Source organism: Actinoplanes sp. URMC 104 (assembly GCF_051386375.1).
Taxonomy (GTDB): Bacteria; Actinomycetota; Actinomycetes; order Mycobacteriales; family Micromonosporaceae; genus Actinoplanes.
Genome location: NZ_JBPQTO010000011.1, coordinates 1,762,793 through 1,777,707 on the forward strand (window position 1 = coordinate 1,762,793; position 14,915 = coordinate 1,777,707).

The 14,915-nt window shown below is 68.7% G+C and carries 13 protein-coding genes; 6 read left to right on the forward strand and 7 right to left on the reverse strand.

Translation table 11 applies throughout. The features are described from left to right. Positions 1-133: 133 nt before the first annotated feature. Positions 134-2,131, reverse strand: coding sequence for an MMPL family transporter (locus ACSNN8_RS33855; protein ID WP_436654173.1), 1,998 nt, complete (start codon positions 2,129-2,131; stop codon positions 134-136). 10 nt (positions 2,132-2,141) lie between these two features. On the opposite strand from ACSNN8_RS33855, the gene ACSNN8_RS33860 reads away from it, so the two are divergent. The 3 genes from ACSNN8_RS33860 (at position 2,142) to ACSNN8_RS33870 (ending at position 4,822) form a co-directional block, all read left to right on the forward strand. After that, the gene (locus ACSNN8_RS33860; protein WP_436654175.1) at positions 2,142-2,555 is read left to right on the forward strand and encodes a hypothetical protein; all 414 of its coding nucleotides are present in this window, start codon (positions 2,142-2,144) and stop codon (positions 2,553-2,555) included. A 103-nt stretch (positions 2,556-2,658) separates the two neighbouring features. Then, positions 2,659-3,822: an amidohydrolase family protein gene (locus ACSNN8_RS33865; RefSeq protein ID WP_436654176.1), complete on the forward strand. Its 1,164-nt coding sequence runs from the start codon at positions 2,659-2,661 to the stop codon at positions 3,820-3,822. A 160-nt stretch (positions 3,823-3,982) separates the two neighbouring features. After that, positions 3,983-4,822, forward strand: coding sequence for an alpha/beta fold hydrolase (locus ACSNN8_RS33870; RefSeq protein WP_436654178.1), 840 nt, complete (start codon positions 3,983-3,985; stop codon positions 4,820-4,822). A 90-nt stretch (positions 4,823-4,912) separates the two neighbouring features. Here the strand turns inward: ACSNN8_RS33870 and ACSNN8_RS33875 are convergent, their stop codons facing one another. Further along, the gene (locus ACSNN8_RS33875) at positions 4,913-6,535 is read right to left on the reverse strand and encodes a substrate-binding domain-containing protein (protein ID WP_436654180.1); all 1,623 of its coding nucleotides are present in this window, start codon (positions 6,533-6,535) and stop codon (positions 4,913-4,915) included. A gap of 498 nt (positions 6,536-7,033) precedes the next feature. Here ACSNN8_RS33875 and ACSNN8_RS33880 point away from each other — a divergent pair, with 498 nt between their 5' ends. Next, on the forward strand, positions 7,034-8,083 hold the full coding sequence (locus ACSNN8_RS33880) for a diguanylate cyclase (protein WP_436654181.1): 1,050 nt from the start codon (positions 7,034-7,036) through the stop codon (positions 8,081-8,083). 216 nt (positions 8,084-8,299) lie between these two features. Here the strand turns inward: ACSNN8_RS33880 and ACSNN8_RS33885 are convergent, their stop codons facing one another. Next, positions 8,300-9,199 carry a hypothetical protein gene (locus tag ACSNN8_RS33885; protein ID WP_436654183.1) on the reverse strand — a complete coding sequence of 300 codons (900 nt, stop codon included), beginning with the start codon at positions 9,197-9,199 and terminating at the stop codon, positions 8,300-8,302. A gap of 583 nt (positions 9,200-9,782) precedes the next feature. Next, positions 9,783-10,061, reverse strand: coding sequence for a hypothetical protein (locus ACSNN8_RS33890; protein WP_436655610.1), 279 nt, complete (start codon positions 10,059-10,061; stop codon positions 9,783-9,785). On the opposite strand from ACSNN8_RS33890, the gene ACSNN8_RS33895 reads away from it, so the two are divergent. Next, the gene (locus ACSNN8_RS33895; RefSeq protein ID WP_436654184.1) at positions 10,003-10,380 is read left to right on the forward strand and encodes an ATP-binding protein; all 378 of its coding nucleotides are present in this window, start codon (positions 10,003-10,005) and stop codon (positions 10,378-10,380) included. The two genes, ACSNN8_RS33890 and ACSNN8_RS33895, sit on opposite strands and share 59 nt — an antisense overlap. A 106-nt stretch (positions 10,381-10,486) precedes the next feature. Here the strand turns inward: ACSNN8_RS33895 and ACSNN8_RS33900 are convergent, their stop codons facing one another. Together ACSNN8_RS33900 and ACSNN8_RS33905 are read right to left on the reverse strand one after the other, a co-directional pair. Beyond that, positions 10,487-10,840 (reverse strand): cyclophilin-like fold protein, encoded by a 354-nt coding sequence (locus ACSNN8_RS33900; RefSeq protein WP_436654185.1) that lies wholly within the window; start codon positions 10,838-10,840, stop codon positions 10,487-10,489. Between the two features lie 199 nt (positions 10,841-11,039). Next, positions 11,040-12,044: a zinc-dependent alcohol dehydrogenase family protein gene (locus tag ACSNN8_RS33905; protein ID WP_436654187.1), complete on the reverse strand. Its 1,005-nt coding sequence runs from the start codon at positions 12,042-12,044 to the stop codon at positions 11,040-11,042. Between the two features lie 417 nt (positions 12,045-12,461). Between ACSNN8_RS33905 and ACSNN8_RS33910 the strand changes: the two genes are divergently transcribed. Continuing rightward, positions 12,462-12,869: a (R)-mandelonitrile lyase gene (locus ACSNN8_RS33910; RefSeq protein ID WP_436654189.1), complete on the forward strand. Its 408-nt coding sequence runs from the start codon at positions 12,462-12,464 to the stop codon at positions 12,867-12,869. A gap of 366 nt (positions 12,870-13,235) precedes the next feature. On the opposite strand, the gene ACSNN8_RS33915 is transcribed toward ACSNN8_RS33910, so the two are convergent. Beyond that, positions 13,236-14,867 carry a carboxylesterase/lipase family protein gene (locus tag ACSNN8_RS33915; RefSeq protein ID WP_436654191.1) on the reverse strand — a complete coding sequence of 544 codons (1,632 nt, stop codon included), beginning with the start codon at positions 14,865-14,867 and terminating at the stop codon, positions 13,236-13,238. Positions 14,868-14,915 lie beyond the last annotated feature (48 nt).

Genomic DNA, 14,915 nt, shown 5'->3' on the forward strand with positions numbered 1-14,915 from the left:
TCGACGAGCCGCGGCAACAGGAACGGTAGCCCTGGTCTGCATGTACGGGGAACGCCGGCAGGAGGTGGTCGCCCGGGAGAAGATCCGGAACGGGCCTGGGTTCCCGTCCCGGATCTCCTCCGTGCGGACGCGCTCACCGTTGCAGCGCGGGCTCCTCGTCGTCGGCCGGCGAGTGCCGCCCGTCCGGCGGCTCCGCCACGGGACGGGACAGCCGGCTCGGCCACCACATCCGCCGGCCGATCAGCAGGGTGAGGGCGGGCACCAGGACCGACCGCACCAGCAGGGCGTCGAGCAGCACGCCGAACGCGACCAGAAACCCGACCTCGACCAGCATCACCAGCGGAAGTGAAACGAGCACCGCGAACGTCGCTGCCAGGACCAGGCCTGCCGAGGTGATGACGCCGCCGGTGGCGGACAGGGCTCTGAGCATGCCGTCTCCGGTGCCCAGACGTACGGTCTCCTCCCGGGCCCGGCTGGACAGGAAGATGTTGTAGTCGACCCCGAGCGCCACCAGGAACAGGAATGCCAGCAGCGGCACCGAATAGTCGACGCCCTTGAACCCGAGGATGGTCTCGAAGACGAACACACTGCCGCCGAAGGCCGCGGCGAACGAGACGATCACCGTCGCCATCAGGATCAGCGGGGCCACGATCGCCCGCAGCAGCAACCCGAGGACGATCAGGACCACGGCGAGCACCAGCGGGATCACCAGCTTTTCGTCGCGGCTGGTGGTGACCTCGGTGTCGAGGTTCTCCGCGCTCGGCCCGCCGACGATCGCTTCCGCCCCGTTCACCGCGTGCACGGCGGTGCGCACCCGCTTGATGGTGTCGTACTCCGCGACGGTGTCCGGGGCGTCGGTCGGGTACACGGAGATGTCGGTCCAGCCTTGAACGGTCTGGCCCGGTTCGGCCTGCGCCACGCCGGGAATGCGCCTGACGACGTCAAGCACCCGTTCCTGGTACGCCGGCCGCGTGTAGATGGTCATCGGCTGCCCGCCGAGCTCCGGGAAGTTCTGGCGCAGAACGGTGAAGCCGGTGACCGACTCCGGCGCGGACAGGAACTGGTCCTGCTCCCGCAGGGCGCCGGTGTTGCCCGTCAGTCCGATGCAGAGCGCGGCGAGGATGGTGAACGAGCCGAGCGTCGCCACCCACCGGCGGCGGCTGATGGCGGTGCCGAGCCGTCCCCACAGCCCCGGCTTCTCCTGCATGGCCGTGCCGAACCGCGGGATGGCCGGCCAGAAGATCCGGCGGCCGAGCACCACGAGCACCGCCGGGAACAGGGTCAGCATGGCCACCAGCGCGCACAGGATGCCGGCTGCGCCGATCGGGCCCAGCCCCCTGATGCTGTTCAGGTCCGCGACGAGCAGGCAGAGCAGGCCGGCGATCACGGTGGCCGCGGACGCGACGATGGCCGGCGCCGCGCCGCGCAGGGCGTGGACCATCGCGACCCGGACGTTCTGGTGGTGGTGCAGTGACTCCCGATATCGGGCGATGAGCAACAGCGCGTAGTCCGTGCCGACGCCGAACACCAGGATCGTCAGCAGCGCCGAGTTCTGATTGTCGACCACGATGCCGAAGCCCTTGACCAGCAGATAGACGGTCGCCATCGAGGTCAGGGCGGCCACGCCCACGGCCACAAGCGGGACGAACCACAACACCGGGCTGCGGTAGGTGAGGATCAGCAGGATCGTGACGACGAGGACCGTGGTGAGGAAGACCTGCAGGTCGATGCCGTCGAAGACGGCGTCCAGGTCGCCGTCGATCGCAGCCGGGCCGGTCACCTCGAGTTGCAGGCCGGCGGGGCGGTCCTTCGCGGCGTCACGCAACGGGCCGACGAGCTCCTCCGGCGGGCCGTAGGTCGTGCTCAGCTCGAGGGCGAACATCATCGCCTTGCCGTTGGTGGACGGCCTGATCGGGGGACCGTCGTCATCCTCTTCGCCGGACGTCGCCGACTTCGGCGGGTACCGCTTGGCCAGGGTGTCGTAGTGGCGTTCGACCGTGGCGCGGTCGGCGTCGGTCATGCCGCCGGCGCGGTGGTACACGAAGACGAACGTGTTGTCCTCCGCGCCCGGGAGGCTCTCCTCCAGCACCGCCACCTTGGTGGACTCGGCGCCGGCCGGCAGGGCGTCCACGGCTTTGTCGGTGGTGACCGAGCTCAACTTTCCGCTCAACGGCACCATGACCGCCGCCAGGGCTATCCACAACCCGATCACCAACCACGGCACCCACCGGCCGGGCGGCGTTTCCTTCGTCGACGCTACGTTGACTTTCATCGATCCTCCTGAGCAGGCGTCACATCGCTTGTCCGAGGCCGAATTCGTACCGAGTGAATCTGAGACGATCATTAATCTCTCCGGCGCTCCGCGACTGCGCGCTGCCGGCGTCAGGGCGCATCCGGGCATTGACGTCCGCGGCCGGGATAGCCGCTCCGCGCTGCGGTGGCGGCAGCCTGGCGAAGCCGTTCCATCTCAGCACCTGGTTCCGACAACCGGCCTGAGCACCGCATTAACGATCGTCTCAGATTCGCCAGGTACGAAGTCGGCGTCCGACAACTGAGGTAATCCGTCGGCGCCGAGGGCGACGAAGGCTCGATCTGGAGCATCTCGCCAACGGATGCCGTACGGATACCCCATCACACGACACCGGAAGAGAGACTGACATGAAGCCCATGGGACGCCGCAGCTTCCTGGCCGCCGCCACGGCACTCGGCATCGGCGCCGGCGTGTCCTCGCATGCCATTGCCTCGGCAGCGAGCGACAGCAAAAAGACTCCGGACCAGGCTCCGGACCAGAACGCGGACAAGACCGCGGAAATTTACCAGCGAGACCGCGACCTGCCCTTCATCGGCACGGAGGAGACATTTTCGACTCCTGCGTTGTTGAAGTTGAACTCCATCAACGCGGATCACATGGCGTTCCTCGAGGAGATCGGTCTTGCGGATCTGGGCCGACGCCGCATCGGCGACATGGACGCGGGGGGACTCGACGTTCAAATCCTCTCGGCTCATACACCGTCCGTACAGAACATCCCGGGGCGAAGGGGCATCGACCTTGCCTATCGTCTCAACCGGCAACTTGTCGACGGGCCGATCGCCAAGTATCCGGGCCGCTTCAAGGCTTTCGCCACCTTGCCCTTGCAGAGCCCGGAGGCGGCGGCCGATGAACTGGAACGCTCGGTTCGGGAAGATGGCTTCCTGGGCGCACTCACCAACGGACACATCACGAAGAAATATCTCGATCATCCCGATTTCGAACCCGTGCTGGCACGTGCCGTTGCTCTCGATGTGCCGATCTACCTGCATCCCGGCTATCCGGCTGACGAAATCTTCAAGATTCTCTACAGCACCACACGGTCTCAATACACGAAAGAGTTCCAACCCTACATTTTCAGCGGGTCGGGATACGGCTGGCACCAGGAGGTGCTGACCCAATGCATTAGGATGATCACGTACGGGGTTTTCGACAGATTCCCCAAACTGAAGATAATCATCGGCCACATGGGCGAAGGCCTTCCCTTCTATTACGAGCGGATCGTCAATGACATGGGCGAGCCGACCGAGGACTCGCTCAAGAAGCCCTTCGGGCAGTACTTCCGGGACAACTTCTGGGTCACCACCAGCGCATTCCCCCAGACTGAACTGCTCGATCTACTGCTGAAGCACATAAGCGTGGATCGAGTGATGTTCGCAACCGACTACCCGTTCGCGGACATCAAGGCGCAGACCGACTGGTTCCGCGGAGTCGACCTGCCACGCGAGGACAAGGAAAAGATAGCGTTCCGAAACGCAGAAAAACTGTTCAGAACGAAAGTGCCCGCGAAGTGACGCGCCGGCGTCAGCAGCATCGCCTTCCACGTCAGGGAGGACACGTCCCTCGGCTGATCGACGGTCATGCCGCTGCGTGGCAGGGTGGAGTGGCGGCCGAGAAGGATCTTCAGCATCCCGTTGAGGACGAACGGGTCAAGTAGTCGATCGGGAGAGATTCATGCAGGTTCTCAGCGTGGACGGGATACGGCAGGTCTATCACGTGGCAGGGCGTGGCCCCGTTTGCGTTGCGCACCCCGGCGGCCCCGGCATGCACTGGGCCTACCTACGCTCGCCGGAGCTCGAAAAACGATTCACGATGGTCTACCTGGAACCGGTCGGCACCGGCGAGTCCGGCCCGCTGGCCACCGCCGACGACTATCGCCTGGACACCTACGTCCGCTTCCTCGCCGCCGTCATCGATCATCTGGGTCAAGACCCCGTGTACCTGCTGGGCCATTCACACGGCGGCTTCGTCGTCATGAAATACGCACTCCAGCACCCCGACCGAGTGGCCGGCCTCATTCTGTATTCCACGTCCCCCGTGACCGGGCCCGACTTCTGGGCGGCAGCGACGGATGCGGTGACCGCTTACCCGCAGCAGTTCCCGGACAACCCGGAGGCGGCCGCCATCCCGGCGGCATTCCAGCAACTGGAGACCGCCACCGACGACGACACCGTCAGCCGCGCCTTGGCCGCCGCCGTGCCTATCTACTTCGCCGACTTCTGGTCTCGGCAAGCAGAGTTCGCGCCGTTCCGCGCCGGTCTCCGCGCCTGGGCCGAGCCGTCCGGGGCGGAGGACCCGGAGCCGTTCGACCTGCGCCCGCGGCTGGCCGAGATCGCCGCGCCCACCGTGGTCATCGCGGGCCGGCACGATTTCATCTGTGGCCCGACCTGGACCGCTCAACTCGCCGACGGCATCCCGGGAGCCGAACTGAGAGTGCTCGCGCGCAGCGGTCACTTCGGGCACGTCGAGCAGCCCGCCGAGTTCGCCGAAGCGGCGGCACAAGTCCTGCACTGAGAAAAGGGCAGACCTCTTCGGTGCAACCTGGTCGAGGCTCAGCTCGATCAATTGGTGAGCTGCTCGGCGCCACCCTCGGCTCGCGGCCACTCAGTGGTGCAGGCCTCCGGCTGCCACGTGGATGAACACCGCCGCGACCTCCGTGGCGGTGGACAGATTGTCGACATATCCGCCGATCGGCTCCACCGCATCGGTGATCGCCTTGGCGTCCCCGGCCGTGCCGAACGTCACGACGCTCAGCTGCACCGGCCGGTTCTTGTCCGACGCCTTGAGCAGTGCCGCCGAGAGCTGGGCGGCGGTCAGTGTCTTCTTGTCCGACTCGTTGCGGCCGTCGGTGAGCACGAGAACCTGGTTGGGCACACCTTCCTGGAACGCGTCCCGCGCCGAGGTGTACGCCGCGAGGATCGTGTCGTACAGGCCGGTGCCCGTACGGCGCGAGGTCAGCTCCGTCACGGCGCCGGCCAGCGCGGACCGGTGCTGCGCGGTCAGCGGGGTCATCGCCAGCAGCGAGCGGTAGTCCCGCGCGCCGTCCAGCTCGCTGCCGAACTCCCACAATCCCATCCGGGAGTCGTCCGGGAGCAGGCCGGCCACCGAGCGGCAGCCCTGCCGGACCAGCTCGATGCGGGACGAGGCCGAACCCACCGCGGGCGCCGCCATCGAGCCGGAGATGTCCACCGCCACCAGCAGGTTTGTCCGCCGGTCGACGGCGTACCAGGTGGCGAAGACGTGGTCGACATGGTGCGGGCCGAGCACGTCGAACGGTGCCGCTGTGGGCGAGGGCAGCGAGTCGTCGCCGGCGGTCCGGCTCGCGTCCGCGGGCCGCAGCCCGGCGGCCCGCGCCTGGGCCGCGGCGTCGTCGCCCGTCAACCGGGTGCGCAGGCGTTCCATCGCGGCCGCACGTGCCGGGTCGGCCGTGGCCGCGGCCAGCGGCAGCCACGTGTAGCGCAGCAGGGCGGTGTGGTCGGTGCCCGGCAGGACAGCGTGATCCGCAGCCGCCTTCGGGTCGCGCAGCAGCTCGTACTCGGGCACCAGGCCCACCTCACCGGCCTTGGCGGGCAGAGCCGGGCTGTCGCCGGTCACGGTGCGGGCCGTCTGCTTGGCCTCGGCCAGCCACAGCGCGGAGGCGTCCATGTCCTTGTCCAGCCAGACCGCCTCGGCCGCCGAGCCCGCACTCACCAGGCCGTCGCCGGAGCCCTCCGGATCACGCACGACCAGGCGGGCCGCCTTCTCGCTGACAAGCCGGGCCAGCCCGAGCCAGCCGCCACCGGCCTTCTGCAACGAGGCCCCGGTCGCCGAGTCGGTCACCATGTAGATCGGGCTGGTCGCCAGCACCGTTCCGGTGCCGGCCGTCGGCGCCTGAGCCAGGCCGGCCGAGCCCGCGTCGGCGGCCCACGAACTGTCGTCGGCGATCCAGACGTCAGCGTTCACATCAGCGGCACGCTTCGCCGCGCCCCGGCCGTCCGCCTCGGTCACCTCGACCTGCAGGCAGTCGCGCGCCCGGGCACCAGTGGTGAGGGCGGCGAGCACCGGCGCGTACGAGCTGGCGGTGACCACCCGTACCGGCCGGTCACAGGGGGCTTGGGCTACCGCGCCGGTCCCGTTCGAGCGCCCGCCCGACACCAGGACGCCCGCGAGGTAAAGCCCCCCCACAGCGAGCAGCGCCGCCGCCGGCCACACCCATCGCCGGGTCACCTTGGCGCGGTGCTTAGCCATCTGCCTTCCGCCTCGCTCCGTCGCAATAGATCCGCACGACTGTACAACCGGAGAATCACCGCTGCTCAGCTCGCATTCGTCACCATCCGTCACCCGCGGGAAGGCGAGCCGGACCGAATTGCCGCAGTAGTTGAGCCTTAATCCTTTTCGGGAGATCGCAGCATCGACACAGGGCTCTGCTCCGCACCGGCCGCCGTCCACAGTTCCGCCCGTACGGCCGTCGGCTTACGGCTACGCGATCGAGTGCTTTCACCCGTTCGGGCACTTGACCGGGCACCCCGTCACTGTTGTCCGGCCTGATATTTCGCGGTGCTGCTGCGACAAGGCAGAAAGACGTTGCCGTACGCCCGCAGTCCCGCGCTGCAGAACACGGTCTGACCGGCGCCCCCGCCCGGAGCGATCATCCGGGCGGCACATCGGCTTCTTTCCTGTGAAGCGCGAACGAAGCCACGAGGGCGACCTGCTCACGTCGGTGGGGGGTCTGCCGATGACTCAGGCGTGAAGCAGGTGATGTTCGGCCGGGAGGCGCGCGAAGCGCAGATCGCTGCACGCGTGGGTGGCGCCATGCTCTTCACGGGCGGCCTGCTGCCGTTCATGCTGGCGCTGACCGTGGAGTCGTTCGCCAACGGGCGGCTGGTGCCGACGTTCGTCCTCGGGTCGTTGGCAGTGGTGTTCGGCGCGTTCTGCATGGCCGTGCCGCAGCGGGTGCCGCCGATGGGTGTTCAGGTCCTGGCGCCGTTCGGGACGCTATTGATCACGATGGCGTCGGTGTTGAACTCGAGCGCGGCCGACGGCAGCGAGCTGCTCTACATCTGGCCGGTGCTGTACGCGGCCTACTTCCTGTCGATCCGGGCGGCACTGCTCAACGTCGCGCTGATCGCCCTGCTGTACCCGCCGATGGCCATCAACCTGCTCGGCAACCCGGGAATCACTCCGGCGGCGTACCTGGTCGGTACGTCGGTCGTGACCATGCTGATCGTGGCCAATCTGCGCCGGCGGCTGGCGGCGGTGCTCGCGGCCAGCGAGCTGGAGGCCCGGACCGACCGGCTCACCGGGTTGTACAACCGGCGGGGCTGGGACGAGAGGCTGGCCCACGAGTGCGCCCGCCAGCACCTTCCGGACTCGCCTCTGTCGGTGCTCGTGCTCGACCTCGACTACTTCAAGAAGCTCAACGACAGCCGGGGCCACGCCGCCGGGGACGACGCGCTCGCCCGGGTGGCCGGGGTGCTGCGGGGGACAGCCCGCAAGACCGACCTGGTGGCCCGCCTGGGCGGCGAGGAATTCGGGCTGATCCTTCCGGGCTGCTCGGCCCACGACGCCGAACGGCTCGCCGAGGAGGTGCGGCGCAATGTCGAGCAGCAGTCGCAACACTGGGACTGCGCGATCACCGTCAGCGTCGGCGTGGCAACAGGGCTCGGGCACGTCGTAGACGGCGCGCAGCTGGTCCGGACGGCGGACGAGGCGCTCTACGCCGCCAAGCGGTCCGGACGCAACCGCGTTGCTGTCAGCGGTCGGCGTGTTCAACCGATGACAACGACAGAGAGATAAGGATTCGCTGCGGCGGATCGGCGGCGAACGGCACGGCGTAGGCGCGCTGCCCGCAACGCAGGCCGGGGTAGCCGCCAGGGGTGGTGGCGGCTACGGCGCGGTAGATGCCTTCGTCGAGTTCGAGGAGCAAGGCGCGGGCGACGGCCTCAACTTTCGCGGCCCTGGCGCGGTAAGCGAAACCAGGCCAGCACTCCGAGCCGGCGCACCAGGAGCTCCTCAGCTACCCGGCTGACGGATTGCGGTGCCCGGATCGGTGCTCTGCTCAAGGGCCGTCCACCACTCCTCCAGCTCATCGACCCGGCTCTGGAGTGCGGCGTTCGCCGCCCGGGCCGTCGCCAGTTCCTCGGTCAGCGCACCGATCGGCCCGGAGGCGGTCAGGGCGTCGAGCCAGCCCGCGACCAGCCGGTCCTCAGCGGCGACCCGCCGGAGCGCGGAGGCGACCACCTCCGGTGACAACTCAGCCACGAACTCTCTCGGGAGCGTGAGCAGGCGAGCGACCTCGCCGAGGCTCCGCGCGGCGCTCATCTGGCGCCCAAGGCGCTCGGCGGACGGCACAGCCGGTTCGGCCGGTGTCGCAGCCGCGATCGGCTTGGCGGGAGAAGGAGCAGGCTTCGACACAGGCGCGGGCGTAGGTGCCGGCCCCGGGTCAGGCTCGGCCGCTGACGGGAGTTCGGGAAGGTCGTCCCCCACCCAGGCGTAGGCCAGAGTGTCGCCCTTCTGCCGTCGGACGACATTCGGCCACTTGGGCAGAACCGCCAGCGCCCGGGGCCCGTGCCGGGCCCAGGTCTCGTTCCGGAGACCGAGCTCGGCCAGACGCTCCCGGATCTCCCGCACCTTCAGCGGGACCGACGACTCGGCCAACAGGTGGAGAACCACCGCGAGGGGCTCTTGGGCGAAGACGGCGTGGAACAGCCGGGAGTCGGACAGAGCCAGGAAACGCAGCGAACCCCTCGTCGCGACGTGAACGCCGGCGCCCCGTGGGACAAGCTCTTCCTCACCGGTGTCATCCCACTTGACCTGATAGTTCGTCCCGTCATCCGCAAGGATTGATCCAGCTCGGGCACGGCGTACGCCGAACGAATCGGACACCCGGACAAGACCCTGATCTGCGCTCACGAATGCGACTGTAATAGTTATCGTCGCAGCCAGGGCGCCGGCCGGAGCCAGCCCATCCTGGCCAGGCGCATCGGCCGTATGCGCCCAGCGCCGGCTTGGCGGAACAACTCCGGGAGAAGATGGGCGCGCTTGCCGGCCGCCCGTACGGACAGATCGGTGAGCTTGTCACTCGGTTCGAGGTCGAGCGTGAACGTGTGCCCGTCCCGGGGCTTCCTGGACGCGCTGCTGGCGCGGATGGGCATGGAGACGCGGGGCGTCGCGGCACGCCCGGACAAAGCAACAGCCGGCGTCAGCCCGAGCGACAGTGATCACACATGTACAGACAGCCGCGTGACCATCGCCGGACAGGCCACCTGACTCTCAAATGGCACCCGTCGACGCCTACGTAGGGGGCGGCGACCACTCGCCGGTCCGGTGATGGAACGAGCTCACTGGCCAGTTCAGTTGATCAGGCGAACGCTGAAGACCAGCGCACGGGGGACCTCTCGGCGTCGGTCAATTCAGCGGACGGGTGTCGTTGCCGCCTGGGTGACGTCGGCTGGGATCGCGTCATCGACGAAGGGAAACCAGGTCTGGTTCTGTATCAGGCTCTGGATGAGGTGATCGCGATGACGCCCCTGTTGACGCCAACAACAACGACCTCCTCGACAGCTGGCTGCAGACCGCCGCCCGCAAATGCATTCGAGGACAGCACGCGACGCCCGCCCCGGGCCGGCTTCGATTTGCCTTCTACGGACGCCAGTTCCACAAGCTGATGCCGTTCTTCCAACGGCACAACATCGCCGTCTGGCTCCCTGAAGCCGATGGAACGATCGACCTGGCCGACCCCGCCCACCAGGCGCTGCTTCTGCTGCTCGGGCACCAGTCACAGCGGGAGGTGCTGCGCTCCCGGTTTCGCACCAGCGCCGCGATGTGCGCGCAGGTCCGCGCCGCTCAACGACCGTGGACCCCTCATCGGACGGGACGCCGAACTTGCCGCCCTGCGGACTGCGCTCGACCGATCGAACAATTATCCCGCAGTCGTCGTGGTTGCCGGGCCCGGAGGCCGTGGCAAAACGCGTCTGCTCACTGAGGCGTTGACAGAGTGCGAGGGAGCGAATCCGCAAATCCGGTGGTTTGCCTTTCCCCCGGCTGCAGCCTCAACCAGCAGCGATCGACGAGCTTCCGCGGCTCCGGTTTGAGCGAACGCTTGCGCGGTCGCCGGCCCCATGCCGGAGCCGGCACCGGTCACCATGGCGACCTGGCCGGTGAGGTCTTAGGTGGGGTTCATGATGTCCCCCGGAGAGGTCAGGCGGGTTCGACGGTCGCGGTAACGGCGCCGCCCATGTCGGCGATGCGGCTCGCGGCATCGCCGTCGAGGTGGCCGATGACCACGATGCCGGGGAAGTACGACTGGTCGCCGTAGTACAGGACGAAGTCTTTGCCGGGGGCGTAGTAGCCGACATCGCCGACGCCGGGGTCAGCACCTTCCGGCTGGCCGTCCAGGGACAGGGGCGATGGCAGTGGGCCGGTCTTCTCCACGCCGCCGTGGTCGGTCATGTCGATGGTCAGCGGCAGTTGGGCGAACAGGTCGCGGCCGGCATCGCTGTCGAAGATCGTGGCCTGCAGGCGCTGACCGCTGATGGTGATCTGGATCTTCATCTGCTCTCTTCGAGGTGCGGCGGTGGCACTCGGCGCTGCTGTGGCCGGGCTGGTGCTGCCAGGCGCCGTCGTGGGCGTTGCGTCGCCGGGGGCGCCGGCCCGACCGTTGCCGCCGCAGGCGGCCAGCATCAGGCCGAGGACCGCCGGCAACGCCACGCGGACGGTCGTGCGTGCGTGCGGTGACCATGGCATCTCCCGATCAAAGGGTGAGCAGGACCTTGGTGGCGGTGCGCTGGTCCATGGCCTGGTAGCCCTCCGCTGCCCGGTCGAGCGGCAGGCAGAGGTCGAACACCTTGCCCGGGTCGATCGTTCGGTCCCAGATCAGCTGGATCAGCTCGGGCAGGAACCGCCGGACCGGCGCCGGGCCGCCGTGCAGGTGCACGCCGGAGCCGAACAGCTCGTCACCGGGGATGGCGACGTCATGCGAGACTCCGACGAAGCCGACGTGGCCGCCGGGGCGGGCGGACCCGATGGCCTGCATCATGGCCTGCTGCGTGCCGACGGCTTCGATCACGCTGTGCGCGCCGAGGCCGCCAGTCAGTTCCTTGACTGCCGCGACACCGGCGTCGCCGCGTTCGGCGACGATGTCCGTGGCGCCGAACTCCCGCGCCAAGGCCTGCCGGTCGGGGTGGCGGCTGACCGCGATGATGCGCTCGGCGCCGAGCTGCCGGGCGGCCAGGACACCGAGCAGGCCGACCGCACCGTCCCCGACGACCGCGACGGTCCTGCCAGGCCCCGCCTCGGCGGCGACGGCCGCGAACCAGCCGGTCCCGAGCACGTCAGAGGCCGCCATCAGCGAAGGAATCAAATCCGGCGACGGCTGCCCCGGGGTGGCGACGAGCGTACCGTCGGCCAGCGGGATGCGGGCCAACTCCGCCTGGGTGCCGATGGTGCCCATCAGGACGCGGTGCACGCAGTACGCCTGGTAGCCGGCCTGGCAGATCTCGCAGGTGTTGTCCGACGCCCAGAAGGAGCCAACGACGAAATCACCGACCTTCACGGTACGTACTTCGGACCCGACCGCCTCCACGACACCGGCGTACTCATGCCCCATCACCTGGTGGTCGACCGGCTCAGTGCCGCGGTAGGGCCACAGGTCGCTGCCGCAGATACAGGTCGCGGCCAGCCGGACGATCGCGTCGGTCGGCTCGACGATCACCGAGTCCGGGCGCTGTTCCACCCGTACGTCCCCGGGCTTGTACATGACGACTCCACGCATCGTGGTGTGCTCCGTTCACTCAGATCGGGCTCGCCCCCCAGGGCCTACGCATCGAGTCAACGTGCCCGCCCACAGACGAAGAAGTCCTTGATGATGGGTGTACCGACAGGGAATCCCTGATCGCTGTCGAGCGGCATAGGCTCGACGCATCGACAGCCGGTCGGAAGTACGCGCGACTTCGTGACCAGGCGCCGGACGAGCTCGTGCGAATCGCGCGGCACGGTCCTGCCGCACCGGTTACCAGCCGGGCCGCACAACGAAGCCTCAACCGACTCGGTGCGGGCTGCGCCTTGCCTGTTGATCGAAATGCGAGGTCGGCTGTCATGCAACGTCGCAGAGCGTAGACGGGCCGTGCTTCGCCAAGCCCTCCCACGAGCCCGATGACTGGAGTTGTCCAAAGCCATGGAACTCAAGACTGTGAGCCCGACCGTCAAGCAGCCGGGAACCACCTTCACCGGCGACGTCTACATGACGCCGATCTACTTCGGGTCCGCCCCGTCGCGGATGACCGTGGCGCTGGTGCGGTTCACGCCCGGCGCCCGTACGAACTGGCACCGGCACGACGTCGGTCAGACCCTGCACGTCACCGAGGGCGTCGCCCTGGTGGGCACCCGCGACGGCAGCGTGGTCCGCGCCCGGGCCGGCGACACCGTGATCTGCCCGCCCGGCGAGGAGCACTGGCACGGCGCAACCGCTGACACGTTCATGAACCATTTCGCGATGCTCGAGGCGAACCCGGACGGCAGTGACCCGACGACGTGGCTGGAGCCGGTCGCCGACCATGTGTACGAGGTCGCGAACAAGCGGTGACCACGAACGTCGCTTTTCCCGGTGCGCGCCGGCCTCTGTCTTTCAACGCCGCCGTGGCGCCGCTGGTCACTGTCTTCGTGGCGTCCGGGGCGCCGATCCCGCTGTATGAGCGCTACCGCGAGGACGACGGCCTCACCACCGGTGACCTCCCCCTGGCGGCGGTGCCGAGCGACCGCCTCATTCGTTCCGAGCTGTCCGCAGGGTGTACCGATAGTGCGTCCCTGCTACGCCGTCTGCGTCGTAGCATGGGTGGCGAGCGCAGCGGAAGGCGTCTGGCCTGGCCTCGGCATCCGCGGTTCGCCGGCGGCCATCGACAACACGAGCGAGGCTGAGGGGCGGTGACGGCCGGCCCTCAGCCTCGCTCCGTCATCCTGCGGTGGAGGGTCGGTTCTCCCAGAACAGGCGCTCAGCCCGATCCGGGTCGTCGACGATGCGGCATTGCGCGTCGATCCACATCGTGGAGCGGGTCTTCGGCGTGTACGACGGCCACCTCGGTACGCCGGCCGCGTGCGGGCGACTGGTGTGGGCGAAGCCGGCCCACAAGCCGCTCATGTGCCGTGCGGTGGCCAGCCGTCCCGGCGACCGGTCGGCGTACAGGATGTCGTCGAGGTTCTTGTCGGTGTTGGCGAACTTGAGGTTGATGTCGGAGGCGTGCGGGGATCCGAGCGGGAAGTCGGTGCCGGGCACCACGGTGGGATTCCGGTAGGCGAGCTGATACATGAACACCGGAGCGGCGTGCTGGGCCGCCTTGGCTTCGGCGATCTTGATGGCGTCGCGCCAGATCGGTGACGTGGTGATGGCGAAGTAGAGCTGGGCCGGCGTCGCCCCCGGTCGCGACCGGCGGAACGTGGCGATGATGCGGTCGAGCTCGGCGCCCTGATAGGTGCCGCTGAGCCGGCTGCGCAGGCCGGCCTCGTCGATGCGGAAGATGTCGGGCGGCCCGAAGAGGCTGAAGAACACCGTCTCGTCGCGGCAGGTGCCGACCATCAGCGGCTTGCCGGCCGACCAGGGTGCGGCGCCGTCGGCGAAGGGGTGCCGCGGGATGATCCGGCCGTCGACGAAGGCGCCGAAGCCGGGCAGCGGGGCGGGGTCGCCCCAGGGTGCGACGCCGTTGGCCGCTTCGGATTGCTGGATCTCGAGCAGCCGCGCGGCCGGGATGTCGTACAGCTTGGGGATCTCCGCCTTGGTCAGGCCCAGCAGCGACAGCGTGCGCTCAGCGCGGGCAGTCGCTCCGGAGCGGGTCGGGAAGCGCAGCGGCGCGGCGCTCTCGATGGAGGCCTTGCGGAACAGCGGTGCGGCGGCGGGCATGGTGTAGACGGCTGCGGTCTTGGCGCCGCCGCCGCTCTCGCCCCAGACCATGATGTTGTCGGGGTCGCCGCCGAAGTGCTGGATGTTCTCACTGGTCCAGCGCAGCGCGGCGAGGATGTCGAGCATCCCTTGGTTGGCGGCGTGGTCACCGCCGGCGAGGTCGCCCAGGAACAGGTAGCCGAGCAGGCCGAGCCGGTGGTTGGACTCGACCACCACGACGTCGTAGAGCCTGGCGAGGTTGGTGCCGTCCTGGCCGGTGGCGGAGCCGGAGCCGATCATGTAGCCGCCGCCGTGGTTGTAGAACATCACCGGCCGTCGCCTGCGGTCGGCGGCGGGTGTCCAGATGTTGAGGTAGAGGCAGTCCTCGGAGGGTGCCGGCATGCGGCCGGTGCCCATCTCGGCGCCGGCGACCTGGTAGGCGCGGTTGGGGAAGTTGACCGTGTCCCGGACGCCGGACCACGGTCGCGGCGGCTTCGGAGCCTTGAACCGCAGCTTGCCGAGCGGCGGCGTGGCGTACGGGACGCCGAGGAACTTCACGATGCCGTCCTCACGCCGGCCGCGCACGCGGCCGTACCGGGTGACAGCCTCGTCGGTCCCGCCCCTTCCGTGCCCCTGCGCCGGCAGCGGCAGGCCGACTGCAGCGGCCGCGGCGAGCGACCCTCCGATCATGGCCCTGCGGGTGATCTTCAAAGGGATCTCCTCGAGTCGAGGGGGCGCCGCGAACGGCGGCGCCCCGGG